Raw genomic sequence first — 26,753 nt, 5'->3', positions numbered from 1 at the left:
AAGAGGCTTCTCCCCCTGCAAAGGGGGAGGCTGGAAGGGGGTCGTGCATAGCATCAAACGTTGACGGGGTTTCCCCCACCGGATTGCCATTAAGTTCAATCATACCGTTCGATTATTTCTTATCCTGCGGTCTTACCGCCAGGGCATCCACAATCACCCGGAACAGCTCGGTATTATCCATATAACCATGTATACGCTCGGCCCCCGGACCGCTGGCCTGGATAACCATATCGTCTACCGAGTGAACGCCGGTATCGACGGAACGCGGTAAAATACCTTCGCGGAACACGGCACCCGGTACGTTTTCATAGGCTTTATTGGCGACGTACTCGTCTTTCTCGTTCTTGATTGCCGGCACAAAGGTGCCATCCAGTTTCGGACGGAAAGTTTCGTAGTAGTCGGGGAAGTTGTTGAAGAAGACCGCCAGACGTTTGGAGACATTCACGTCATCCGGGTAGCCGTCTTTATTGGCGTCCTGGTAGTTCGGATAGCCGGCGTCTTCATACACGCCCACCTTCTCGCGCATTTCAGTACCGGGTTTGTTGTCATCCACCGTCCCGATAATAGAGATACCGTGCGTGTGGTCGCCCGTTACGATGATCAGCGTATCCGGATTTTTCTCAACAAACTTCTTGGCGATCGCCACCGACTGATCCAGCATGATGGTGTTATAAAATGCGCGTTCCCAGTCCAGCGGATGCGAGGCTTTGTCGATCAGCGCGGATTCCACCATCAGGAAGAAACCGTCCTTGTTTTTAGACAGCACATCCAGCGCCGCCTGAGTCATTTCGGTCAGATCCGGCTGGTTGGGGAATTTTTTGGCGACGTCGTTCTTCAGGAAGCGGCGATCCAGCACGCCATCCATGTTGCCGGTATGGAACAGCCCCAACAGTTTGGTGGCCTGGGAGGCGTTCTTCTTCAGCGTGTCCGCGTCGGTCACCAGCGTATAGCCATCCTGCTGGAATTTTTCCACATAGTTGTTTTCGTCTTTACGCTTGGAGCCAGGCGTACTTTTCGGCAGAAAATAGGCCGAGCCGCCGCCCAGAATCACGCTGGGTTTCACGTTGTAAAACATCTCGACGATTTCCGCCTTATCCGCACGGCGGCGGGTGTGGGACACCACGGCGGCCGGGGTGGCGTCTTCAAGCTCGGCATCGCTGACCACGCCTACGGACATTTTGGTCGAACGGGTAAGCAATTCGCCCAGCGTTTCCTGCTTCGGATGCTCCAGCGAGTTTTTACTGCGGCTGACATATACGCCCAGCGCATTCACACCGGATTTGTGGCCGGTCATATAGGCGCTCATGGTGTTGGCGCTGTCCGCCGCGATAGAGTCGGTACTGGAGGTGCCGCCAAACGCCATATATTGCAGATCGTCAATCGCCAGGCGGCCGTCGGCTTTCCCTTCGGTAATGCCTTTGGACAGGATACGGGCGCCGGTACGGTGCGCGACCGACAGGCCGTCGCCAATAAACAGGATCACGTTCTTGGCTTTACGTTTATCAGGCGTCTGGTAAACGTCCCACGTAACTTCTGAAGATTTTCCCTTGGCCTGCGCCGCTACAACATATTTTCCCGCAGCCGGCAGGGTTACGTCCCGAACCCAAACCGCGGAGACGTTTTCGCCATCTTCACGTTCCACAAAGGCAGCCGATTTGCCGAATACCTGCTGATAGTCCTTCCCATTGATCAGGATACGAATATCTTCCGGCTTTAATACTTCGTCAAACTCAACCTTAAAATCGAATTTCCCACCCGCCAGCATTGTCGCGCGGTCAATTGGGTAAATGGCTTGTGCCTGAAGCATTCCCGGTAAAGCGGATGCAAACAGTAGAGGCAGTAACCAACGAGCTCTCATCGTTATGTCCTTGAATTACAAAATTAGCAGGACATAACCTAGTTACCTTTTTTTACAGTTTGATGATCGATGATATTGTTTAAGGCGTTCGGACATAACTCAATCAACCACCCGCGGCTGCCGGCTAAACGCCAGGATCCGTTCAACAACCGCATCCGGATGAGAAATAAACGGCGCATGCGCGGCTTTCGGGATAATAACCGAGGAAGAGTCGGGCCATAGCCGATCCAATAACCCGGCGACTTTGCGCGGCACCAGTCCATCCAGCGCGCCGTACATCCGCAACAAAGGCTGCGTCAGCGAGCACAAAGGTTGGCGCAGATCCGCCCGGCGCAAGATCTCCAGCCCGCCGTTCAGCACCTCGACCGGCGGCATCGCTTGTTCCAGCACTACGCGCTTCAACAGCCGGGCATCCTGCCGTGCGCTTGCCGTGCCCAATGTTTGCAGCGCCAGAAAGCGCTCGACGGTGCGCTGGAAATCCTCGCTGAGCTGTTGCTGGAATCCGTGCAACACCTCAGGTTTGATACCGGGCCATTCCTCTTGCGCGCTAAAGCAGGGAGAAGAGGCGATTGTAATCAATCCGCTCACCCGCTGCGGCTCGCTCAACGCCGCCTGGCTGGCAACCAGCCCGCCCAGCGACCAGCCTAACCAGATCGCGCGGGCGGGCGCCTGGGCCAGCACCGTCGCCGCCATCTCTTCCAGCGGCATCGCGCCGAATCCCTGGCTTCGGCCATAGCCGGGCAAATCCACCAGATGCAGACGAAAATGCGGAGCCAATCGCGGCGAGATGCAATGCCATACCTGCGCATTCAGTCCCCAACCGTGCAACAGCACAAGTTCCGTTGTTCCTGTACCTTCAGTCTGCCAATACAACGACTTCATCAATTATCATCCTGCCTTAGGGAGAATTATTTCAAGGAAGCGTCTATGTTAACCATCGCCGCCCACTGTTGGCTATGCCGCCAGCCGCTTTATCTCAGCCGGCACGGGATTTGCGCTGTCTGTCAGCGCCATTTACCGCCGCCGCCTTTATGTTGTCCGCGCTGCGGGTTACCAACGGGCGATCCCTCCAGACAATGCGGGCGCTGCCTGCAAAATCCGCCGCCCTGGCAATCAATAACGTTTGTCAGCGACTATGTTCCGCCGCTTAATACCTTGGCGAAGCTGTTTAAATTTCACGGCAAAACGGAGCTGGCGCCCGTCCTTGCCCGCCAAATCCTGATTCGCTGGCTGGCGAACCGTCGTGAACGCGCATTGCTGACGGCGTATTCGCTGCCGCGGCCGGATCGACTGGTGACCGTGCCGTTACACCGGCGGCGTCACTGGTCGCGCGGCTTTAACCAGACCGAGTTGTTAGCCGAACCTCTGGCGCATTGGCTATGCTGCGCATATGAACCGCGAACGCTTAAACGCCTGCGTCAAACCCAAATTCAACAACGGCTCAGCGCCAGCGCCCGGCGTAAAAATTTACAGGGCGCGTTTGCCTGCGAGGCGCTATTGACGGGGAAACAGGTGGCGTTGCTGGATGATGTGGTGACCACCGGCAGCACGGCGGCGGAGATCAGCCGGGTGTTACTGGCTCGGGGAGCGGCGGGCGTTCAGGTATGGTGTTTGTGCCGAACCTTGTAGTTGGCGGGAGGATGGGCGTATTATAATCGTTAAATATGATCAACATTGAGTTTAACATTATGATCCGTATTACTGATGCTGCTCAGGAACACTTTGTGAAATTGCTGGCAAAACAGGAAGAAGGCACTCAAATCCGTGTTTTTGTCATCAATCCCGGCACTCCCAACGCGGAATGCGGCGTGTCCTATTGCCCTCCGGATGCAGTGGAAGCCAGTGACACTGAACTGAAATTTGAAAAAATTTCGGCTTATGTAGACGAACTCAGTGCGCCGTATCTGGAAGATGCCGAAATCGATTTCGTCACCGATCAGTTGGGCTCCCAACTGACGTTGAAAGCGCCCAACGCCAAAATGCGTAAGGTCGCTGACGACGCACCGTTAATCGAACGAGTGGAATACGTGCTGCAATCGCAAATCAATCCGCAGTTGGCCGGTCACGGCGGTCGCGTCACGCTGATGGAAATCACCGACGACGGTCTGGCGATCCTGCAATTCGGCGGTGGCTGTAACGGCTGTTCAATGGTCGACTACACGCTGAAAGAAGGGATTGAAAAAGAGTTGCTGGAAAAATTCCCTGAGCTGAAAGGCGTAAGAGATCTCACCGAGCACCAGCGCGGCGAACACTCCTACTACTGATGTTTACCTATCCCCAATAGATGTTACGTTGCGGGAAAACGGCGGCCCCGGCCGCTTGCTCACGAGCAAACGGCCGGAGAGTAAGAAGCCGTTCCGCCAAAGCCCGACGTGAACGCAAGGTAGCGCGTCCCTTACCGGCGATTACCCCTTATGCGGTATCAGATGAAAATGCTTATGCGCCCGAGCTTCCTTCATGGCATACAACAGTTCAATAAGCGTATCCAGCCGATCGATAATTTTCATGCCTAAATAAAAGTAGCCATATATCTGATTTTCCACCGCCAGATCCTGCTGTTCCTCATTATCTGATTGGCTATTCACAATTCTTTTCAGTTCGCACATAACCTCTTTTTTAAATTCACGATAGTGAAATTTTTTTAACCCATCAGTATCTCTAATATTATCGCGGATGAAAGATTCCAACATAACGAAGCGGTATTGTATGGCATTATTTATCTGCGCGGATAGAGAAGATTTATTAATTATTTTATGGCTGGTATCACATTCCCAATATGCCATTTCGATTAACACCAGATAAGATGTTAAATCCTGAATACACTCCTGGATACTAATATAGGTCGATTTATTATGTTTGGTTTCTTTTTGCGCCGGTCCAGACAGCTTAACAATATCTGCAATAATCTTCTTATTCTTCATGTTTAGCTGGCGGAGATCCAGCTTGGTAAAAATATTCCGTGATAGGTTGGCGGCATAAAGAAGATGCAGATTGGAGATGAGCTTGAAGAGTTCAATATCCCAGTGAATACTCGCTTTATGCGGTAAAATGCTGGAAAACAGAACGGCGATTAGACAACCGATAAAGATATCGGATATCCGCCAGATGGCGATATCCATATTACCTTCCGAAGCGGTAACGACCACCGAAAGCGAAATCCCGATAAGAATCGCCGCATAAGGTATTTTACTCAGCACCAGATAACCGCAGGTGAATATCCCCATGGCGATAGGTAAAATGGCTAAAACCGGACTATACTTGCCGAGATAAAAAGATATGATACTAAAAATAATACCGATTAGAGTCCCCATAAAGCGCTGAACGGCGCGCGGGTAGACACTGCCTTTATAAGACATCGGCCCCATTATCACAACCAATGTGATAAAAATCCATGACACATCTTCTATCGTCTTGATTTTTGAAAAAATCAGCAAACAACAGAGAAATGCCATCGTCAGCCGCATTGCATGTGAAACTCGATAATATCGATATTGTATATTTTTTATTTTACCTTCTATTTTCATGACGCTTTTCTTTTAAATTAAGAATAGTAATAACCATCAAAGACGCAATTGAAGCAATCGCAATAAATAATGAATCAGACGAGAAAAAGTGATGATCATATTTTATCATCACCAGGGACAGCGCCAGCAGAATATAGGCGGCAAACTTTATACACTCCTTTGTAAAACTCGTTCTTTTATATCTTAGATCGGCGGAGCAGTGTGGGCAGGTTGATTGCGTAAGCGTAACCAGCCTACTGCATTTCGGACAGCAATGATATGTCATGATTATTTCCCCGTGTTACCCCCACTATTCTTTATCAGGTAAAACATATGCCTTATGAAAATGATGTGCCATTTGACGCGTGTAATCAAACGTAAATTTTCATTTCATTTTCACACTATTCGTCTATTCGGATGATCGCCATCACCAATGCGAAACCGCTATTCCGTCGCATAATTCGCCATACGCCGCAGGCGATACGCATGGCGTTCAATATAGAACGCCGGCGGCGTTTTCACCGGAGTCTAGTCAGCGTGATACTTGCGTTTATCCTGACCGACTCCGGCAAAATCATCAGGTTTCCCCTTGTTGTTTGCCGGGCGCGCCGCGCCGTAAATCGATATCGCGAATCAAACGCTCAAGATAACGGTCGGTAAATATCGATTCCAACGTCCGGCTGAGTTTTCGCCGCCAATTCGGATATTCCCGGCTGGTGCCGGGAACATTCACCGGAGCGAACATATCCAGCCAATCCTCCAGTTGAAACCCCACCAACGCACAGGCGCTATCCGCCATATAACGGTGAACACCGCGGTTAAGCGGCATACCCATCGCCGTCAACGATGAATTACGCCCTACCCTTTGCGGCAAAAGCGCCTGCTGATGCAGCGCGTTCAGCAAGCCCTGCTTCGATTTTTCGCGTAATTGCATTTGTTGTTGTAATAACCCGGCATCCGGATACAAGCCCAAATCCCGGCCCAGCGATAAATCCACCGCCTGCCAGTAGCCGCGCAACGTGGGAAGATCGTGCGTCGTAATCGTCGCCATCGCCTGACGAAGGTAGTTATCGGGCGAGCGGAAGCGATGCTGTTCATCCTGTTCAAAGAACAGCACCTTATAAGAATAGATGCCGAAATTATGCAGCTTGCTGACGATCTCCGGCGGCACGGTGCCCAAATCTTCGCCGATCACCAGACAGCGATGCCGCTGGCTTTCAAGCGCCAATATCGCCAACAGGTCGTCCAGCGGATAATGCACGTAAGCCCCGTTGCCCGCGGGCTCCGCATTGGGTATCCACCACAGGCGCATCAATGCCATAACATGATCGATACGCAGCGCGCCGCAGTTCGCCATATTGTTGCGCAGCACGTCAATAAACGGCTGATAGCCGCGCAGCTGCATCAGCCTGGGGTTCATGGGAGATAGCTGCCAGTTTTGCCCCTGCGGCCCCAGCGGATCGGGCGGCGCGCCGATGGAGGCATCCAGACAATATAGCTGCCGTTCATCCCAGGTTTCCGCGCCGCCTTGAGCAACGCCCACCGCCAGGTCACGATACAGACCAATAGGCAGGCCAAGCTGCTTGCTGTGCGCGAAACACTCCGCCAACTGCTCATACGCCAGCCATTGCAGCCAGCAATAAAACCGAATTTCCTCGGCGTGTTCATAACGGAACAGCTTAACGCTCTTGCCGCGAGCATCACGATAGCGGACAGGCCACTGTTGCCAGTCCGCATAATTGTCGCCCCGTTGCTTCAGATAAGCCTGTAACGCATCGAACGTCGCCTGTAGCTGCAAACTTTGCCCGCCGTTCGTCACAAACTGGCTAAAAGCGCTGATCCGCGGATCCAGAACGCTGCGGGTGTTAAAATAGCGGAAAGCCAATCGTAACGCGCTTAACTTAAGCGCGGTCACCTGTACATAATCAACCCAACGTTCCGCGCGCAGTTCCGATACCCTTTGTTGCGTATCCTCTTGCAGCCACCAGAACTGCGCCTCCGGGCTCTGCTGGAAATCGTCCACCCGGTTGACGTCGATATAAATAATGTTCAGCCAATGACGAGAAGATGGACTGTACGGGCTTGCCGCTTCAGGCGCCGCCGGATACAGGGCGTGAAGCGGATTCAGCCCCACGAATGCCCCACCGCGGCGGGCTATCTGCTCCACCAGTTGGCGCAGATCGCCGAAATCGCCCACGCCCCAGTTATTTTGCGAACGCAGGGTATAAAGCTGCACGTTAACGCCCCACCAGCGTTTCCCCTGCGTCAGAGCCTCCGGCTCGTAACAGCGATGAGGCGCTATCGCGATGCGGCAATTCCAGCTTTGTTCGCCCTGCGCCAGGGTAAGATGGTGATATCCCAGGGGCAGTTTGGCGGGGAGCATCAGGTTCGCGCCGCCGGCCGCCTTTCCCTGAACCTGGCCGCCATTTTCATACGCCAGCACCCAATCAAATTCCCCGCTGCCGGCCAATTTGATGACGGCGTCCCCGCCTTGCAGAAAAACCTTTACCGGAGGCAACGGCGCATCGTCACCTTCGGATGTATCCATCATCGCCAGCAGCCTGTCCCGGATCGATGCATCGACAAAGTGTTCATTGCCATAGGCATCGGTATATTTTTCCGCAATAACCATTGATTGAATAGCCGAGTTGTCCGCCTTGAATACCATCTTGCTTTTCCTTAACAGCGCACTTGCCAAATACGTTTCTGGTAATCGTGAATCGACCGATCCGAGCTGAACATGCCCATCCTGGCGGTATTGAGTACACAACGGCGAGTCCATTCCTCCTGTTCACGATATTTCGCATCCACGCGCTGCTGCACCTGACAATAAGGGGCAAAATCAGCCATGAGTAAATAAGGGTCTCCCTCTTTCAGCAAACTGTTCAACAATGGAGCAAATGCCTGTTTATCTCCCTGACTAAAGGCTCCACTCCCCAACTCAGCCAAAATCTCACCGAGCAACGGGGTTTTATCGATATAGTCGTAAGGGTTATATCCTTGCGCCTGCAATGTTTTGATCTGTTCGACCGTATGGCCGAAAATGAACAGATTCTCCGCGCCGACCTGCTGAGCGATTTCGACATTGGCGCCATCCAGCGTGCCCACCGTCAGAGCCCCATTCAGAGCCAGCTTCATATTTCCAGTACCGGAGGCTTCTTTGCCCGCCGTCGAGATCTGCTCGGAGACGTCCGCGGCCGGGATCATCAGTTCGGCGAGCGACACGCGGTAATCGGGAAGGAACACCACCTTAAGACGATCGTTGCAGCGGCGATCCCGATTAATTTTTTCAGCTACCTGGTTAATGGCATAAATAATGTTTTTCGCCAGCACATAGCCCGGCGCGGCCTTGGCCCCGAACAGAAAGACGCGCGGAACTATATCCAGCCGCGGGTTATCGCGCAATTGCCGGTAAAGAGCAAGGATATGCAGCAGATTCAGATGCTGGCGCTTATATTCGTGCAGCCGTTTGATCTGCACGTCAAACAGCGCCAGCGGATCGAGAGTCACCCCATAATGTTGTTGCAGATGATCCGCCAGCCGAACCTTATTGTCGTGCTTTATCCGCCGGTAGCGTTCACGGAATCCGGCGTTATCTGCATAAGGCTCCAATCCTTTTAAGGCGGGTAAATTGTTCACCCACGCCGTCTCCAAGGTTTCATCGATCAATGCGGACAATGCCGGGTTACACTGTTTCAACCAGCGGCGCGGCGTAATACCGTTCGTCACATTATGAAATTTGTTCGGCCACAGCCGTTGATATTCGGGAAACAGATCTTTCACCACCAGTTCCGAATGCAGCGCCGCCACGCCGTTTACCGCGAAACAGCTCACCACGCACAGGTTGGCCATGCGGATTTGCCGCCGATGACGCACCGCCAGCTTCGCCCATATCCGGCGATCGCCGGGCCATAGCCGCTCCACCTGCGCCTTAAATTGCGCATCAATCCGCTTAATGATGGAAAGATGACGCGGGAGCAGGCGGCCGAACAGCCTTTCATCCCAGCGCTCCAGCGCTTCCGGCATTAACGTATGGTTGGTATAGGCGAAAGTGCGCCCGGTTATCGACCAGGCGTCGTCCCAGCGCATGTGGTGCTCGTCCAGCAGCAGCCTCATCAACTCCGGGATCGCCAGCGTCGGGTGGGTGTCATTAAGCTGAATGACTTCGTAATCCGGCAGTTCGGCCAGTTCCCGCCCCGCCTGTTGGTGCCGGCGCAGAATGTCGGCCACCGAGCAGGCGCACTGAAAATATTGCTGCATCAGCCGCAAGCGCCTGCCCGCCGCGTGGTTATCGTTCGGATACAGCACCTTGGTCAGGCTGGCGGCCGCAATGCCGGCCTGTTCGGCCTGAAGATAGCGCCCCGCATTGAATAGCGTCAGGTCAAACGGATGGCGGTGAGTCGCCTGCCAAAGACGCAGCGGCTGGACCAGACCGTTGCGATACCCCATGACCGGCAAATCGCAGGCTTCGCCGCGTAAGTAAAAATCCGGCCGCCATAGCTCGCCGCCGTCATCCAACGGTTGCAGGCCGCCGCCAAAACCGACGTCCACCGCCAGTTCCGAACGCGGGAAAAACCACGGATAGCCGTCGCGGTGCCAGTCGTCGGGGGTCTCCTGCTGTTGTCCCTGGGCAAAATGCTGGCGAAACAGGCCGTATTGATAGTTGAGGCCATAGCCGATCGCCGCTTGCCCAACCGTCGCCATCGAATCCAGAAAGCAGGAGGCCAGCCGCCCCAGACCGCCATTGCCCAAACCGGGATCGATCTCCTGCTCCAGCACGTCGCTCAGGTTAATCCGCTGCTGCGCCAACACCTCGGCGACGGCGTCATACCACCCCAGATTCAACAGATTATTGCCCGTCAGGCGGCCGGGCAGAAACTCCATCGACAGATAATTGACGTGGCGCTGTCCCGGCTGGCCATGCGCGTCATCCGGCGAAGCGGAAAAGAGGGGATGGGCGGCCAGTTGCTCGGCCAGCGCGACGCTGACCGCCCGCCAGCACTGCGCCGGCGTCATCTGCCCCAGGGAAGAAACTCGGTGATACTGCTGTTGGCGAAGTAATGCGGCCGCAAACTGTGATGGGTTAAACGCAAACTGCGACATGGTGCCTCTCCCCTATAGCCCGCCACGGAAAAGGCACATCTGGATCAGCACAACTCCAACTGCACCTTATGTTGTTCAATGATTTTCAGTACGCTGGGTGGCGGTAGTTGATCGGTGAAAAGATAGTCGATCAAATCCATGTTGCCCAGATTCACCATGGCGTTGCGACCGAATTTAGAGTGATCCGTCACTAACATGACGCAACGGGAATTTTCAATGATGGCCCGTTTGGTGCGTACTTCATGGTAGTCAAACTCCAGCAATGAGCCATCCATGTCAATGCCGCTGATACCCAAAATACCGAAATCCAGACGAAACTGAGAGATAAAGTCCAGAGTGGCCTCCCCCATAATGCCGCCGTCCCGGCTGCGCACTTCGCCGCCGGCAAGAATTAAGCGGAAATCCTCCTTTGCCGTCAACAGCGTCGCCACGTTCAAGTTATTGGTCACCACCCGCAGTTTTTTGTGCTGCATCAGCGCATGGGCCACGGCCTCCGGCGTGGTGCCGATATCAATAAACAGCGTCGCGCCATCCGGGATTTGGCTGGCAACCTGACGGGCGATTCGCGCTTTCTCTTCAGACCACATCATCTTACGGTCAGTATAGGCGGTATTAACCGAACTGGAAGGCAAGGCGGCGCCGCCGTGATGGCGGTGGATCTTATTCCGTTCCGCCAGCTCGTTCAGATCGCGACGAATCGTTTGCGGGCTCACCGCAAAATGTTCGACCAGCTCTTCCGTGCTGACGTACCCCTGGCGACGCACCAGTTCAATGATGGCTTCATGACGTTGTGTTTGCTTCACGTTCATCCCCTAAGCATTCCGGATTTACCGGCGGACGGTTTTATTATAGGTATCCCACAAGGCCATCAATAACCCGATGACTAACCCCGCCACGTGCGCGGCATTGGCTATCGACAAGCCTAAAATATCGAAATATCCGACTATCAGCCACAGCAGCGCAAAAATCATCATCCCCCGCGGCATAAATAAATGGCCGTTGGGCTCTCTTTCGCCCCGCAGCCAGACGTATCCCATCAACGCATACACCACGCCGGACAGCCCGCCGAAGTAGATACCGCTAAACCAGGATTGCGCCCAGCCGCTCGCTACCGAGGATATCAGGGTGATCGTTAGCAATTTGCGGGTGCCCAGCACTTTTTCGACCGCCCCTCCCAAATACCACCACCACATCAGATTAAACAAGATATGCAAGATGGAAAAATGCAGCAAAGCATGGCTGAACCAGCGCCATAGCTGTAGCTCCTGTCCGGCATCGGGATAAGACAACCACGCCATCACCGGCTCATAGCCCCAAATCTGCATCAGCAGAAAAACCACGACGGCGGCCGCGATCACCGATAGCGTCAACGGCCCGGCGCGCTGCCGCAGCGTTTGCAGATAAGAAAAAGATTTATATTGAAGGGCGCCATCGGTCGATCCCGCGGACCAGCTTGCCGCCTGATAGCGGGGATTGAGCGGATCCCGCAGAAATATCTCCAACGCCTGCTGTACTTTCGCCAATTGCGCATCATCAGCCAGCCACAGCTCGGCGTCTTGTCCCGTCACGCGCATTTCCAGGCTGACATTCTGCGTATGCATGTAATCAACAAACGCTTGGGCAAGGCGCAGGTTGGATAGAGCAATAACTCGAATCATGGCGTTATACCGGATAGTGTCGAATGCGGGGAGCCCCCCGACAGTAATATGAATATGATTGAAGCGGTAGATAATAACCCATGAAGCGCCAGGTTAAATACAAAGAATGCGCCGTGAAAAATGAAACGCTTAGGAAAGGCGATCGGTAGCAAAGAATAACGCGGACATATCATGTCCCGCCGTTGCTGCTGACATCCTGCGGATAGCGGTTTTGCCAGGCTTCAAAACCGCCGTCAACGCTGAAAACCATGTCGAACCCCAGGCTGAGCAGATACTGCGCCGCGCTGCGGCTGCTGATGCCGTGATAGCAGATGACCATCACCGGCGCGTCGAAATCGGCCTGACGCACAAAATCGGCCAGGGTTTCGTTGGTCAGGTGTACCGCGCCGGGGACATGAGCGATGGCGAAACTCTGCGGATCGCGGATATCGACGATAACTTCCCCCTGTTGCCAGCGGGAATACGCATTTTCAATGTCAATCGCTGCAAATTGTTCCATCAGAAAGTTAATACCAAGTTAATAACAAGGGGCATTATTGTAACCTGACGGGCCGCAGAGTAAACCGGATAAATTGCAAGGCTATGGCGAAAACCCGCGCTATCACACCAATATCACTTCCACGCCCTGTTCACGCAGCTGCGCGATAATCTCTGAATTCGCCTGTTTGCCGGTAATAACGACGTCGATCTGCTCCACCCGGCTGAACAGCATCCCGGCGCGTTCGCCGATTTTGCTGCTGTCCACCACCACCGCCAGCTTACCGACATAGTTAAGCATCTTTTGCTCCGCCATCGCGGTCAACATATCGGTTTTATACAATCCCTCCACCGTCAGCCCCTTGCCGCTGGTAAACATCCAGTGCCCGGCATAAAGGCTGGCATCGCCTTCCTGCGGGGCCAGCGTAATGGACTGGCTTTTATTGTATTGCCCCCCCATGATGACGACGCTGTCGTGCTCCTGCTCAATCAGGTAATTCGCCAACGGCAGATAGTTGGTTATCACCTGCACGTCCTTGCCGCAGATTTCCTGCCCCAGTAAAAATGCGGTCGACCCGCAGTTAATCACCACGCTTTCGCCGGGGCGGCACAGTTGCGCCGCCGCTTTGGCGATACGCATTTTCTCATCCAAATTCTGCGCCTGATAAATATTGAGCGGCGTCCAGGCCGGCCGCGGAACATTCACCGCTTCAGCGCCATTGCGAACTTTCCGCAACTTACCGGACTCATCAAGCTTGTTGATATCGCGTCTCGCCGTGGCTGGAGAGACATCAAAGTGCTTGATCAGATCGGCAACCGTGAGCTGCCCTTGTCGTTGCAGAAAATCGATGATGGCATTATGACGCTGAGATTCAGTCATGTTTACCCCGCTAAATGGATGCTAAATACCGATTATAATGAGCGCGTTCGGTAATTTGAATCATAACTTATCAAAAGTACGCACGGGATATCATCAATACAGGGATAGAGGGCGGATCACCGGCAAAGTTCGCCGCCCGTTCAGGCTCGAAGCATAAAGGCCGGCCGCTCATCGCTGAACGGCCCGCCCCGATGTTTTACAGGAAAGATTTAAACGGCAAATCCGGCTCCGTGGTGAAACAGTCTTCAAACCCGCGCGGATAGTGATATTCCAGTCTGTCTTTATCCTGCGGCCAGGTGAACTTGCCGCCGACCTGCCAGATAAACGGCTTAAAGCCATATTGCAGCCGATCTTTTTTCATCTCCCACAGCACGCGAATTTCCTGCGGATCGGCCTGGAAATTCGACCAGATATCATGGTGGAAAGGAATTACCACCTTGGCGTTCAGCGCCTCGGCCATGCGCAATATATCGGCGCTGGTCATCTTATCGGTGATGCCGCGCGGATTCTCGCCGTAAGACCCCAGCGCCACATCAATCCGATGCTCATTGCCGTGTTTGGCGTAATAGTTGGAGTAATGCGAATCACCGCTGTGATAGAGGTTGCCGCCCGGCGTTTTGAATAAATAGTTCACCGCCCGTTTGTCCATGCCGTCCGGCAGGACGCCCGCGGCTTTCTCCTCCACGGGCAACGTAATCAATGCGGTGCGATCAAACGCGTCCAGCGCATGGATTTCAACGTCCTTGACGGCGATCACATCTCCGGGTTTCACCACAATGCAGCGTTCACGCGGCACGCCCCAGCCGATCCATAGATTCACGCAGCTTTCCGGGCCGATGAAAGGCACGTTGCCGTCACAGTTTTTCAGCACGGCCGCAGCCACATTCACATCAATATGGTCATTATGGTCGTGCGTCGCCAGCACGGCGTCAATCTGACGAATAGCGAAGGGATCAAGAACAAACGGCGTGGTGCGCAGGTTTGGCTGCAATTTTTTCACGCCCGCCATGCGTTGCATCTGATGGCCGGATTTCATCAGCGGATTGGCATGGCTCTGTTTACCCGTCCCGCACCAGAAATCCACACAAATGTTCGCGCCCTCCTGCGATTTTAACCAGATACCGGTACAGCCCAGCCACCACATGGCGAATGACCCCGGCGCGACCTGCTCTTGCTCTATTTCTTCATTCAGCCAGGTTCCCCATTCCGGGAAAGTATTCAGAATCCATGACTCGCGGGTAATGCTTTCGATTTTACTCATAGTGTGAACCTCGTCATCGGCATATTGGTGAGTTGTTAATCCTAAAATAATCACTAAATGACTCTTTATGATTTTATTGTGAGAAAATATCACCGTTTTATCATGATGACAATCGTAAAACTTCACGTTCAATCGCATTATCCAGGCGATAATCTAGCGCCAGGCATCGCTTAAAATATATCAATGAAATATATAAAACATTGAATATTAAAAATAAAAATAAAACATCGTTAATAATGAAGGCGTATTGGCAAGCAGAAAAAAGATAATTGCGAAGCCTCTCACAAATAATCAAAAAATGTCTTTTTATGATTATTGGTGATTGATACAGTGAAAGCGCCATATAAAAAATGCCTGACCGCGCCGGCGCTTTGCCAAAGCGGCGCGTCACCAGGATGACCAAAAGCCGAACGGAGTGCTTATGGAAACCCTCTATAATATTTTTACGATCTTCTTTAATCAGGTCATGACCAACGCCCCGCTGCTGCTGGGGATTGTGACGTTTCTCGGTTATTTACTGTTGCGTAAAAGCGCCACCGTCATCATTAAAGGCACCATTAAAACGATCATTGGGTTTATGTTGCTGCAGGCAGGTTCCGGTATTCTGACCAGCACCTTCAAACCCGTCGTCGCCAAAATGTCTGAAGTTTACGGCATCAGCGGCGCCATCTCGGATACCTACGCCTCCATGATGGCGACCATCGAACGTATGGGCGACGCTTATAGCTGGGTCGGCTATGCGGTACTGCTGGCGCTAGCGCTGAATATTGTTTACGTCCTGCTGCGCCGGATCACCGGCATCCGCACCATCATGCTTACCGGCCACATCATGTTCCAACAGGCCGGTCTGCTCGCCGTGTTCTTCTATATTCTCGGCTACCCGATGTGGACCACCATCATCTGTAGCGCCGTGCTGGTTTCCCTGTACTGGGGCATCACCTCGAACATGATGTACAAACCGACGCAGGCGGTAACGGACGGCTGCGGTTTCTCCATCGGACACCAGCAGCAATTCGCTTCCTGGATTGCCTACAAGCTCGCTCCCTATCTGGGGAAAAAAGAAGAGAGCGTGGAAAATCTGAAACTTCCGGGCTGGCTGAATATCTTCCACGACAACATCGTCTCCACCGCGATAGTCATGACGGTATTCTTCGGCACGATCCTGCTCTCTTTCGGGCTGGATACCTTGCAGCAGATGGCCGGGAAAACCCACTGGAGCATTTATATCCTGCAAACCGGCTTTCAATTTGCCGTCGCCATTTTCATCATCGTACAAGGGGTACGGATGTTCGTTGCCGAACTTTCCGAAGCCTTTAACGGCATCTCCCAGCGATTGATTCCCGGAGCGGTATTGGCTATCGACTGCGCGGCCATCTACAGCTTTGCTCCCAATGCCGTGGTCTGGGGATTTATGTGGGGCACCATCGGCCAGTTGATCGCCATCGGCATTCTGATCGGCATCGGCTCCCCCATCATGATCATTCCCGGCTTCATTCCAATGTTCTTCTCTAACGCCACCATCGGCGTATTCGCCAACCATTTCGGCGGCTGGCGCGCGGCGACGAAGATTTGCCTGATCATGGGCATGATAGAAATCTTCGGCTGCGTTTGGGCGGTAAAACTGACCGGGCTAAGCGCCTGGATGGGGATGGCGGACTGGTCGATTCTGGCGCCGCCGTTAATGCAGGGGCTGACGTTCGGTCTGTGGTTTATGAGCGTCGTCGTCGTCATTGCGTTGATTTATATGGTCTTTGCCAGCCGTACATTACGCGCTGAAGAAGATGCGGAAAAGAAACTCACGGAAACCCACGTGAACTGATTCTGGAGAAACCATCATGACAGTACGAATTCTGGCGGTATGCGGCTGCGGACAGGGCAGCTCCATGATCATGAAAATGAAAGTCGGTCAATTTCTGACCGAGCAGGGAATAGACCATAGCCTGAATAGCTGCGCGGTCGGTGAATACAAAGCGGAACTGAGCGGCGCGGACATCATCATCGCCTCGACTCACGTAGCCGATGAGATCACCGTCAGCGGCAATAAATATGTTATCGGCGTGCGCAATATGCTCTCCGCGGCCGACTTCGGCCCAAAACTGCTGGAAGTCATCAAGGCGCATTTCCCGGCGGACTTAAAACAATAGGAAGTGACGATGAAACTACGTGATTCATTAGCGGAAAATCGTTCCATCCGCTTACAGGCCGAAGCCGCCACCTGGCAGGAGGCAGTGAAAATCGGCGTGGATCTGCTGGTCGCGGCCGATGTCGTCGAGCCGCGTTACTATCAGGCCATTTTGGATGGCGTAAAGCAATTCGGCCCTTATTTCGTTATCGCTCCCGGGCTCGCCATGCCTCACGGCCGCCCGGAGGAAGGCGTCAAAAAAACCGGCTTTGCGCTGGTGACGTTGAAAACGCCGCTGATCTTCAACCATGAAGATAACGATCCGGTGGACATTCTGATCACCATGGCGGCCGTGGATGCCAACACCCATCAGGAAGTGGGCATCATGCAAATCGTGAATCTGTTTGAAGACGAAGCCAACTTCGACCGCCTTCGCGCCTGCCGTACCGAACAAGACGTATTGAATTTGATTGACCAGACCGCCGCGGCGGCATGCTGATTAAGGAGTTTATCGATGTCTCATTTACCGATGTTGCAGGTCGCGCTGGATAACCAGACGCTGGCGGACGCTTACCAGACAACCCGGCTGATTGCCGAAGAGGTGGATATTATTGAAGTGGGCACCATCCTGTGTGTCGGCGAAGGGGTTCGCGCAGTGCGCGATCTGAAATCCCTTTACCCGCACAAGATTGTGCTGGCGGATGCCAAAATCGCCGACGCCGGAAAAATTCTGGCGCGCATGTGCTTTGAGGCCAATGCGGATTGGGTCACCGTCATTTGCTGTGCGGATATCAACACCGCCGCCGGCGCGCTGGCGGTCGCGCGCGAATTCAACGGCGACGTCCAGATCGAATTGACCGGCTTCTGGACCTGGGAACAGGCGGAAGCCTGGCGTGATATCGGCATCCGGCAGGTGGTTTATCACCGCAGCAGGGATGCACAGGCAGCGGGCGTCGCCTGGAGCGAAGCCGATATCGCCGCCATTAAACGCCTGGCGGATATGGGCTTCAAAGTCACCGTCACCGGAGGACTGGCGCTGGCGGATCTGCCTTTGTTCAAAGGTATTCCCATTCATGTGTTTATCGCCGGCCGCAGTATTCGCGACGCCGCGGATCCGGTAGAAGCGGCGCGTCAATTTAAACATAGCATCGCCCAGCTCTGGGGATAAGGTGACTTTATGCTCACGAAAACCGTTCCGCTCGGTATTTATGAAAAAGCGCTGCCGCCGGGCGAAAGCTGGCTGGCGCGTTTGCAACTGGCGAAAGAACTGGGCTTTGACTTCGTCGAAATGTCGGTGGACGAAAGCGATGGCCGATTGGCGCGGCTTGACTGGAGCCGTGAGCAACGCCTGGAACTGGTTAACGCGATTGCCGTCAGCGGCATCCGCATCCCGTCCATGTGCCTGAGCGCCCACCGGCGCTTTCCATTAGGCTCGGAAAATGACGAAACGCGCAATCAGGGGCTGGAAATCATGTTCAAGGCGATCCGTCTTGCTCAGGATGTCGGCATCCGCGTCATTCAGCTCGCCGGTTACGACGTCTACTACCAGAAGGCGAACGATCTGACCCGCGAGCGCTTTCGCCACGGTCTGCAACTGGCCGTGGAAATGGCCAGCCGCGCTCAGGTCACGCTGGCGATGGAAATCATGGACTATCCGTTGATGAACTCCATTAGTAAAGCATTGGGCTATGCCAACTACCTCAATAATCCGTGGTTCCAGCTTTACCCGGATATCGGCAATCTTTCCGCCTGGGACAACGACGTACAGATGGAGCTAAAAGCGGGGAAAGGCCATATCGTAGCGGTGCATGTTAAAGATACGCGCCCCGGCGTCTTCAAAAATGTGCCGTTCGGCACCGGCGTGGTCGATTTCGCGCGCTGTTTTACCACGCTCAGGGAGAGCGGCTACTGCGGCCCTTACCTGATCGAAATGTGGAGCGAAACGTCGCCCGATCCGATAAAAGAGATTGCCGCCGCACGCGACTGGGTTAAACAACAGATGACCCAGGCCGGTTTACCGGTGGAGGAAGCCGTATGATACAGCAGCTAAAACAGCAGGTCTTTGATGCGAATATGGCGCTGCCGCGCCACGGCCTGGTGACTTATACCTGGGGCAACGTCAGCGCCATCGATCGGCAGCGCCAGGTCATCGTCATCAAGCCCAGCGGCGTGGCCTACGATGTTATGCGGCCAGACGATATGGTGGTGGTCGACATGCAGGGAGCGGTGGTGGAAGGCGGCTTCCGCCCCTCTTCCGATACCGCCACCCATCTGGAACTTTATCGCCGCTATCCGCAAATTGGGGGGATCGTCCACACCCATTCCACCCACGCCACCGCCTGGGCGCAGGCCGGGCTGGCGATCCCGGCGCTGGGCACCACCCACGCGGACTACTTTTATGGCGAGATCCCCTGCACCCGGCCGCTAAACGCGCAGGAGGTGGAAACGGAATATGAAAAAAACACCGGCATCGTGATCGCTCAAACGCTCGGCGACAGCAATCCGCTGCATACTCCGGGGATCGTCGTCTATCAGCACGGCCCGTTCTGCTGGGGAAAAGATGCCGACGAAGCGGTCCATAACGCGGTGGTAATGGAAGAAGTGGCAAAAATGGCCTGGATAGCTCGTTCGATCAATCCGCGCCTGCGCGCGATCGACGGTTATCTGATGAACAAGCACTTCAGCCGCAAGCATGGTCCGCACGCCTATTACGGCCAGCGGTAACGCATAGACGAACTAATACCCCATAGATTTATGGCGGGCTGTCCTGCCCGCCCTCATCAATAACCCCACTATTCATGTAACAACTATCCACAAAATGTTACCTTCATCACGCATAAATGTTTTTATTTGGTTAACTATTGGCTAACTTGTTTGTTTACGATTATTATAATGAGCGAAAACGAACATTTTTTTGCTTTATTTACCGGTGGAGGAAAAACGTGGAAACCAAAGATCTGATCGTGATCGGCGGCGGCATTAACGGCGCGGGTATCGCCGCGGATGCAGCTGGCCGTGGATTATCCGTCCTGTTGCTGGAAGCGCAGGATCTGGCCTGCGCCACCTCCTCCGCTAGCTCTAAATTGATTCATGGCGGCTTACGCTATCTGGAACATTATGAGTTTCGTTTGGTCAGCGAAGCGCTCTCCGAACGTGAAACACTGCTGAAAATGGCGCCCCATATCATCTTCCCCATGCGTTTTCGCTTGCCGCATCAGCCGCACCTGCGTCCGGCATGGATGATCCGGATCGGCCTGTTTATGTATGATCACATAGGGAAGCGCGTCAGCCTGCCCGCCAGTAAAAGCGTGAAATTCGGCGCCGGATCGGTATTAAAGCCGGAGCTGACTCAAGGTTTTGAGTATTCGGACTGTTGGGTGGACGACGCGCGTCTAGTGGTGCTGAACGCTCAGGAAGTCACCAAGCGCGGCGGTGAAGTGCGCACCCGCACCAAGGTCGTCAGCGCCCGGCGCGAACAAGGTCTGTGGGTGGTTGAAGCCGTCGACTCGCTCAGCGGCGAAACGCTCACCTGGCGCGCTAAAGGCCTGGTAAACGCAACCGGTCCGTGGGTAAGACAGTTCTTTGATGATGGCTTGAAACTAAAATCGCCTTATGGGATCCGCCTGATCAAAGGCAGCCATATCGTGGTGCCCAAAGTGCACGATCAGCCTCAGGCATATATTCTGCAAAACAAAGATCATCGCATTGTGTTTGTGATCCCCTGGCAGGATGAGTTTTCGATCATCGGCACCACCGACGTGGAATACCACGGCGATCCGCATAGCGTGAAAATCGACGATGGCGAGATTGACTACCTGCTGGACGTTTATAACGATCACTTTAAACAACCGCTCACCCGTGATGACATCGTCTGGACCTATTCCGGCGTGCGGCCGCTGTGCGACGATGAATCCGATTCGCCGCAGGCCATTACCCGCGATTACACGCTGTCGGTGGACGACGAACAGGGCCGGGCTCCGCTGTTATCCGTGTTCGGCGGCAAGCTGACCACCTATCGCAAACTGGCGGAACATGCGCTGGATAAGCTGGAAAAATACTACCCTCAGGCGGGGAAAGCCTGGACCAAAGACGCCGTGCTGCCCGGCGGAGATATTTCAGGCACGCGCGACGATTATGCCGCCGCGCTGCGCCGCCGTTTTAATCTGCCGGAAGCGCTGGCGCGACGCTACAGCCGGACATACGGATCGCACAGTGAACTGATCCTGGCGCATACCAAAGGACTCAGCGATCTGGGCGAACATTTTGGCCACGATCTGTATGAAGCCGAGCTACGCTATCTGGTGGAGAAAGAGTGGGCCGTTACATTGGACGACGTCATTTGGCGGCGCACAAAACTGGGGATGTGGTTAACTGAGGCGCAGCGGCAGCGCATCAGCGAATGGCTGGATGCTTACCATCAGACCGGTAAAAGAGACGAGCCCGCTACTTTGTTGCAGCCTGTGTAGTGACATCGTCAGGCCGCGTTAACACGTCGGCGCAGGGTAAAGACGGCAGCGCCGCACCAGATTGCCTGGTGCGGCGCTGTTGTTAACACAATAAATATCAAAGCCGTATCGGCTTAATATTCCAGATTTCCTGGGCATATTCAGCGATGGTCCGGTCGGAAGAAAAATAGCCCATACTGGCGATGTTATACGCGGCGCAGCGCGTCCATTCGTCCTCGTTACGGTACAAATCATCCACCCGGTCCTGCGTGTCGACATAGCTGCGGTAGTCGGCCAGCAGTTGGTAGTAGTCGCCGAAATTCACCAGCGAATCAAACAAATCGCTGTAGCGCCGGGAATCATCCGGGCTGAAAACGCCGGTCGCGATCTGCGTAAGCACCCGGTGCAGTTCGTCATCCTTATCGTAATATTCACGCGGGTTGTAACCGTTTTTACGCAGCGCTTCCACCTGATCGGCGGTATTGCCGAAGATAAACATGTTTTCCTCGCCGATATATTCCAGCATTTCCACGTTCGCCCCGTCCAATGTGCCGATGGTCAATGCGCCGTTCAGCGCGAATTTCATATTACTGGTGCCGGAGGCTTCCGTCCCCGCCAGCGAGATCTGCTCGGAAAGATCCGCCGCCGGAATAATGAGCTGGGCCAGGCTGACGCCGTAGTTCGGGATAAACACCACCTTCAAGCGATCGTTCACGGCGGGATCGTTGTTGATCACCTTCGCCACGTCATTGATCAGATTGATAATATGTTTGGCCATGTAGTAGGCCGATGCGGCTTTCCCCGCGAAGATCGCCACGCGCGGCACGCGTTCAAGCGAGGGATCGTCCTTGATACGGTTATAGCGCGTAATGATGTGCAGCACATTCAACAGTTGGCGTTTATATTCATGGATTCGTTTGATCTGCACATCAAACAGCGCCTTGGGATTGACGACGATATTCAGATTTTCCGCGATATAGTCAGCCAGGCGCTCTTTGTTCTCCAGCTTGGCCTGCCGGATCCGCTGTACGAACGCCGGATAGTCAACATGCTGTTTTAGTTCATCAAGCTGGCTCAAATCGGTACGCCAGGTCTGCCCGATGGTGTCGTCCAGCACTTTGGCAAGCGGGCGATTCGCCAGCGCCAGCCAGCGTCTGGGCGTGACGCCATTGGTCTTATTACAGAAGCGGTTGGGGAACAGACGCGCGAAGTCGGCGAACAGCGACTGCACCATCAGATCTGAATGCAGCTCCGACACCCCATTGACCTTATGGCAGGCCACCACCGCCAGCCAGGCCATCCGCACCCGGCGTCCGTTGGTTTCCTCAATGATGGAAACCCGCGCCAGCAGGTCGATATCGCCGGGGAACTGCTGCTGCACGAACTCCAGAAAATGCTCGTTAATTTCGAAGATCAATTGCAGATGGCGCGGCAGGATCTTGCCCAGCATATCCACCGGCCAGGTTTCCAGCGCCTCCTGCATCAGCGTGTGGTTGGTGTAGGAAAACACCTGGGTGACGATGTTCCAGGCGTCCTGCCACTTAAACTTATGCTCATCAATCAACAGGCGCATCAGTTCGGGGATCGCCAGTACCGGATGGGTATCATTCAGATGGATGGCGAACTTTTCCGCCAGATTGGCGTAGGTTTTATGCATCAGCCAGTGGCGATTGAGGATATCCTGAATCGTGGCGGAAACCAGGAAATACTCCTGGCGCAGGCGCAGCTCGCGCCCCGAATAGGTTGAATCGTCAGGATAAAGCACCCTGGATACGTTTTCCGAATGGTTTTTATCTTCAACCGCGGCGAAATAATCGCCCTGATTAAACTTGCCCAGATTGATTTCATTACTGGCCTGCGCGCTCCACAACCGCAGGGTATTCGTCGCATCCGTATCAAAGCCGGGGATAATCTGATCATAGGCGCAGGCGATGACCTCTTCGGTTTCCAGCCAGCGGGTTTTGGCGCCCTCCTGCTGGATTCGTCCGCCAAAGCGCACTTTGTAACGCGTGCTGTGACGGGGAAACTCCCACGCATTGCCGTATTCCAGCCAGTAATCCGGCGATTCGGCCTGCTGCCCGTTGATGATATTCTGCTTGAACATGCCGTATTCATAGCGGATGCCATAGCCGCGCCCCGGCAGCGCCATGGTGGCTAACGAATCCAGGAAACAGGCCGCCAGCCGCCCCAAACCGCCGTTGCCCAGACCGGGGTCGTTCTCTTCCTGGAGAAGATCGTCAAGCTCCAGCCCCATGCCGTCCAACGCCGCTTTCAAGTCGTCATACAGCCCCATCGCCAGTAGCGCATTCGAGAGCGTGCGTCCCAGCAGAAACTCCATGGAAAGGTAATAAACCTGGCGAACATCCTGCGATAACTGCGCCCGGTTAGAGCGCAGCCAGCGTTCAACCATGCGATCGCGCACCGCCAGCAGCGTGGCATTCAGCCAGTCATGCTGAGTGGCGATCGCCGGATCCTTGCCCACCGCGAACATCAGCTTGTAGGCAATGGAGTGTTTCAGCGCTTCCACACTGAGCGTTGGTGACATGTAGGTAAACGGTGTGTTCATAATTCATTCCCCATGAGTGTTACCACAAGCGTTGATACAGTGCGCGATAGGCCTGCGCGGCGACCTGCCAACTGAAATCCATAGCCATTGCCTGACGCTGCACATAGCGCCAGAGCGTCGGGCGTGCCCACAGGACAAATACGCGACGAATTGCCCGGGATAGCGATCCAACGTTGCAATCGTTAAACACAAAACCGCTCGCCAGACCGTCCGCCAGATTTTCCAGCGAACAATCCGCAACCGTGTCTGCCAGTCCGCCGGTGCGGCGCACCAGCGGCAAGGTTCCATATTTCAGCCCATAGAGCTGCGTTAACCCACAGGGTTCGAACCGACTGGGCACCATGATGACATCCGCCCCGCCGATAATGCGGTGGGAGAATGCCTCGTGGTAACCAATCTGCACCCCAACCTGACCGTGATACTTCGCCGCGGCGGCCAGAAATCCTTCCTGCAGCTGCGCGTCTCCCGCCCCCAGAACCACCAGTTGCCCGCCCTGCTCCAGCAAATCAGGCACCGCGCTCAGCGCGACGTCCAACCCCTTCTGGCTGGTAAGACGGCTGACGATGGCGAACACCGGCGCTTTTTCATTCACCTTGAGTCCCATTGACGTTTGCAGATGCCGCTTATTCTCCGCCTTGTTTGCCAACACATCCCGGTTGTAATGGCTGGTCAGTAAAGAATCGTGGGCCGGATTCCAGATCGCGTCATCAACGCCGTTGAGAATGCCGGATAAACGTCCTTCCTCTTCACGGGTTTTTAATAACCCCTCCATACCATAACCGTATGCAGGCTGCGTGATCTCATGCGCATAGGTCGGACTGACCGTAGTGACGTGATCGGCGTAGTACAGCCCCGCTTTGAGGTAGGAGATCTGCCCGTGGAACTCCAGCCCGTAGATCTGAAAAAAATCAGGCGGCAGTTGCAGCTCGGCCATGTGCCGGGCGTTGAACAATCCCTGATAGGCTAAATTATGGACGGTAAATACCGATTTCGCCGGTCGGTCGCGTGCGGCCAGATAGGCGCACGTCAATCCGGCATGCCAATCATGGGCATGCACAACGTCAGGCCGCCAGAAAGGATCCAGCCCGCAGGCCAATTCACACCCCATCCAGCCCAACAGCGCAAAACGTAAATAGTTGTCCGCATATGCGTACATCTCAGGATTGTGATAAGGACTGCCCGCGCGCTGGTATAGCGTCGGCGCATCAATCAGATAAATACCGACGCCGTTAAAATGGCCGTACAGCAGAGCGACATGACCGGCGAACGTGTCCAGCTCGCGCACTACCTGCGTATTGGTAATGCCTTTTTTAAGATCGGGAAATGCAGGCAACATGACCCGGACATCCATTCCGGCCTGAATCTGTGCTGCGGGCAATGCGCCGGCGACATCCGCCAGCCCCCCGGTTTTCAACAGCGGAAACAACTCTGAACAAACATGTAATACCTGCATTCTCACTCCTGTATTGTTCCAACGTCATTGCCTTTTGCTATCCGTCCCCCTTGACCTCCCGTCATTCCCGCAGATCCCCGCCTTCGCGAGGAGAAATCTCAGGCGGCGGACGCGGACGACAACCTGATGCCGCAAACCCGATATCCCGCTTACATTTTTTCCAGCATGGCCCTCGTCACCAGCACAATCCCTTCTTCCGAACGATAAAACCGACGGCTGTCCTCTTCCGCGTTTTCGCCGATGATCGTGCCGTCCGGGAGTCGGCAGGCGCGGTCGATGACGCAGCGGCGTAAACGGCAGGAGCGCCCGACGGTAACGTCCGGCAGCAGCACCGTTGAATCGATATTGCAAAACGAATTGACCCGCACGCGGGGAAACAGCACCGAATTGGTCACCACCGAACCGGAAATAATGCTGCCGCCCGAAACCAGCGAATTCATGGTCATGCCGTGACTGCCGGAATGGTCCTGCACGAATTTCGCCGGCGGCAGCGACTCAATCGCCGAGCGAATCGGCCAGGTGCGGTCATACATATCCAGTTCCGGCGTCACGGACGCCAGATCGAGATTCGCCTGCCAATAGGCTTCCAGTGTGCCGACATCCCGCCAGTAAGGGCGGTCGCTATCGCCCGACGTAACGCAGGAAAGCGTAAAGGGGTGCGCCCAGGCCGAACGCTGCGCGACGATTTTGGGGATCAAGTCCTGGCCGAAATCATGGTTGGACTCGGTCACGCAGACATCCTCTTCCAGCAGGCGGTACAGGTAGTCGGCGTTAAACACGTAGATTCCCATGCTCGCCAGCGCCATCTCCGGGTTATCCGGCATCGCTATCGGCTGCGCCGGTTTTTCCGCGAAGTCGAGGATACGATGCTGCTTATCGACGCTCATAACGCCAAACGCGCTGGCTTCTTTCAGCGGCACCGGCAGGCAGGCCACGGTGCACTCCGCCCCTTTCTCGACGTGGTCGATCAGCATGCGCGAGTAATCCATCTTGTAGATATGATCGCCCGCCAGTATCACCACGTATTCCGCCCGGTAACGGCGGATGATATCCAGATTCTGGCAGACCGCATCGGCGGTGCCGCGATACCAGTGTTCGGTGGAGTTACGCTGTTGCGCGGGCAGCAGATCGATAAACTCGTTCATTTCGACATTCAGGAAAGACCAGCCGCGCTGAATATGCTGCACCAGCGTATGCGACTGATACTGGGTGATCACCCCGATACGGCGGATGCCGGAATTGAGGCAGTTGGACAGGGCGAAATCGATGATGCGGAATTTGCCGCCGAAATGAACGGCGGGTTTGGCCCGCAACGCCGTTAAATCTTTTAAACGGGTTCCCCGTCCCCCCGCCAGAATTAGCGCCACAGATTTCAACGGCAATTGTCTTGCCAGCATCAGCGGATCGTTTTTGTCGTTACTCACCAT

Annotated in this window: 22 protein-coding genes; 9 read left to right on the top strand and 13 right to left on the bottom strand. The window is 54.5% G+C overall.

Going from position 1 to position 26,753, the window contains the following annotated elements; translation table 11 throughout:
- Positions 1-112 precede the first annotated feature (112 nt).
- Together HC231_RS01810 and bioH are read right to left on the bottom strand one after the other, a co-directional pair.
- On the bottom strand, positions 113-1,858 hold the full coding sequence (locus HC231_RS01810) for an alkaline phosphatase (RefSeq protein ID WP_208229478.1): 1,746 nt from the start codon (positions 1,856-1,858) through the stop codon (positions 113-115).
- Positions 1,859-1,957: 99 nt separating this feature from the next.
- Positions 1,958-2,740, bottom strand: coding sequence for a pimeloyl-ACP methyl ester esterase BioH (gene bioH, locus HC231_RS01805; protein WP_208229477.1), 783 nt, complete (start codon positions 2,738-2,740; stop codon positions 1,958-1,960).
- 45 nt (positions 2,741-2,785) lie between these two features.
- Here bioH and gntX point away from each other — a divergent pair, with 45 nt between their 5' ends.
- A complete protein-coding gene (gntX, locus tag HC231_RS01800) occupies positions 2,786-3,487 on the top strand; it encodes a DNA utilization protein GntX (RefSeq protein WP_208229476.1) in 702 nt (233 codons plus the stop codon).
- 59 nt (positions 3,488-3,546) lie between these two features.
- Entirely contained in the window at positions 3,547-4,122 is a 576-nt protein-coding gene (gene nfuA / locus HC231_RS01795) for a Fe-S biogenesis protein NfuA (RefSeq protein ID WP_208229475.1), read from the top strand.
- A gap of 141 nt (positions 4,123-4,263) precedes the next feature.
- Here nfuA and HC231_RS01790 read toward each other — a convergent pair whose 3' ends face one another.
- The 8 genes from HC231_RS01790 to ulaG form a co-directional block, all read right to left on the bottom strand.
- Positions 4,264-5,382 carry an FUSC family protein gene (locus tag HC231_RS01790; RefSeq protein ID WP_208229474.1) on the bottom strand — a complete coding sequence of 373 codons (1,119 nt, stop codon included), beginning with the start codon at positions 5,380-5,382 and terminating at the stop codon, positions 4,264-4,266.
- Between the two features lie 556 nt (positions 5,383-5,938).
- On the bottom strand, positions 5,939-8,029 hold the full coding sequence (malQ, locus tag HC231_RS01785; protein ID WP_208229473.1) for a 4-alpha-glucanotransferase: 2,091 nt from the start codon (positions 8,027-8,029) through the stop codon (positions 5,939-5,941).
- A gap of 11 nt (positions 8,030-8,040) precedes the next feature.
- The gene (gene malP / locus HC231_RS01780) at positions 8,041-10,464 is read right to left on the bottom strand and encodes a maltodextrin phosphorylase (RefSeq protein ID WP_208229472.1); all 2,424 of its coding nucleotides are present in this window, start codon (positions 10,462-10,464) and stop codon (positions 8,041-8,043) included.
- A 44-nt stretch (positions 10,465-10,508) separates the two neighbouring features.
- Positions 10,509-11,267, bottom strand: coding sequence for a DeoR/GlpR family transcriptional regulator (locus HC231_RS01775; RefSeq protein ID WP_208229471.1), 759 nt, complete (start codon positions 11,265-11,267; stop codon positions 10,509-10,511).
- Positions 11,268-11,291: 24 nt separating this feature from the next.
- Positions 11,292-12,122 carry a rhomboid family intramembrane serine protease GlpG gene (gene glpG, locus HC231_RS01770; RefSeq protein ID WP_208229470.1) on the bottom strand — a complete coding sequence of 277 codons (831 nt, stop codon included), beginning with the start codon at positions 12,120-12,122 and terminating at the stop codon, positions 11,292-11,294.
- 169 nt (positions 12,123-12,291) lie between these two features.
- Positions 12,292-12,621 carry a thiosulfate sulfurtransferase GlpE gene (glpE, locus tag HC231_RS01765; RefSeq protein WP_208229469.1) on the bottom strand — a complete coding sequence of 110 codons (330 nt, stop codon included), beginning with the start codon at positions 12,619-12,621 and terminating at the stop codon, positions 12,292-12,294.
- Positions 12,622-12,723: 102 nt separating this feature from the next.
- Entirely contained in the window at positions 12,724-13,479 is a 756-nt protein-coding gene (ulaR, locus tag HC231_RS01760; protein ID WP_208229468.1) for an HTH-type transcriptional regulator UlaR, read from the bottom strand.
- A gap of 196 nt (positions 13,480-13,675) precedes the next feature.
- The gene (gene ulaG, locus HC231_RS01755; RefSeq protein WP_208229467.1) at positions 13,676-14,740 is read right to left on the bottom strand and encodes an L-ascorbate 6-phosphate lactonase; all 1,065 of its coding nucleotides are present in this window, start codon (positions 14,738-14,740) and stop codon (positions 13,676-13,678) included.
- Between the two features lie 421 nt (positions 14,741-15,161).
- On the opposite strand from ulaG, the gene HC231_RS01750 reads away from it, so the two are divergent.
- The 7 genes from HC231_RS01750 to glpD all read left to right on the top strand — a co-directional run bounded on the left by HC231_RS01750 (position 15,162) and on the right by glpD (position 21,328).
- Entirely contained in the window at positions 15,162-16,559 is a 1,398-nt protein-coding gene (locus tag HC231_RS01750; protein WP_208229466.1) for a PTS ascorbate-specific subunit IIBC, read from the top strand.
- A 16-nt stretch (positions 16,560-16,575) separates the two neighbouring features.
- Positions 16,576-16,884 (top strand): PTS ascorbate transporter subunit IIB, encoded by a 309-nt coding sequence (ulaB, locus tag HC231_RS01745; protein ID WP_208229465.1) that lies wholly within the window; start codon positions 16,576-16,578, stop codon positions 16,882-16,884.
- Between the two features lie 9 nt (positions 16,885-16,893).
- Positions 16,894-17,361 carry a PTS ascorbate transporter subunit IIA gene (ulaC, locus tag HC231_RS01740; RefSeq protein WP_208229464.1) on the top strand — a complete coding sequence of 156 codons (468 nt, stop codon included), beginning with the start codon at positions 16,894-16,896 and terminating at the stop codon, positions 17,359-17,361.
- 15 nt (positions 17,362-17,376) lie between these two features.
- Positions 17,377-18,030 carry a 3-keto-L-gulonate-6-phosphate decarboxylase UlaD gene (locus HC231_RS01735; RefSeq protein WP_208229463.1) on the top strand — a complete coding sequence of 218 codons (654 nt, stop codon included), beginning with the start codon at positions 17,377-17,379 and terminating at the stop codon, positions 18,028-18,030.
- Positions 18,031-18,039: 9 nt separating this feature from the next.
- The gene (locus tag HC231_RS01730) at positions 18,040-18,900 is read left to right on the top strand and encodes an L-ribulose-5-phosphate 3-epimerase (protein WP_208229462.1); all 861 of its coding nucleotides are present in this window, start codon (positions 18,040-18,042) and stop codon (positions 18,898-18,900) included.
- Complete coding sequence (locus HC231_RS01725; protein WP_208231186.1) at positions 18,900-19,586, top strand: L-ribulose-5-phosphate 4-epimerase; 687 nt, start codon at positions 18,900-18,902, stop codon at positions 19,584-19,586. Before HC231_RS01730 ends, HC231_RS01725 begins: the two co-directional genes overlap by 1 nt.
- Positions 19,587-19,804: 218 nt before the next feature.
- Complete coding sequence (gene glpD / locus HC231_RS01720) at positions 19,805-21,328, top strand: glycerol-3-phosphate dehydrogenase (protein ID WP_208229461.1); 1,524 nt, start codon at positions 19,805-19,807, stop codon at positions 21,326-21,328.
- 97 nt (positions 21,329-21,425) lie between these two features.
- On the opposite strand, the gene glgP is transcribed toward glpD, so the two are convergent.
- From glgP to glgC, 3 genes are all read right to left on the bottom strand, one after another.
- On the bottom strand, positions 21,426-23,873 hold the full coding sequence (gene glgP, locus HC231_RS01715) for a glycogen phosphorylase (RefSeq protein ID WP_208229460.1): 2,448 nt from the start codon (positions 23,871-23,873) through the stop codon (positions 21,426-21,428).
- Between the two features lie 19 nt (positions 23,874-23,892).
- Entirely contained in the window at positions 23,893-25,326 is a 1,434-nt protein-coding gene (gene glgA, locus HC231_RS01710) for a glycogen synthase GlgA (protein ID WP_208229459.1), read from the bottom strand.
- Positions 25,327-25,475: 149 nt separating this feature from the next.
- Entirely contained in the window at positions 25,476-26,753 is a 1,278-nt protein-coding gene (gene glgC / locus HC231_RS01705) for a glucose-1-phosphate adenylyltransferase (protein ID WP_208229458.1), read from the bottom strand.

Source organism: Brenneria izadpanahii, from assembly GCF_017569925.1.
GTDB classification, from domain to species: Bacteria; Pseudomonadota; Gammaproteobacteria; order Enterobacterales; family Enterobacteriaceae; genus Brenneria; species Brenneria izadpanahii.
This window is presented reverse-complemented; position numbering and strand designations above follow the sequence as displayed.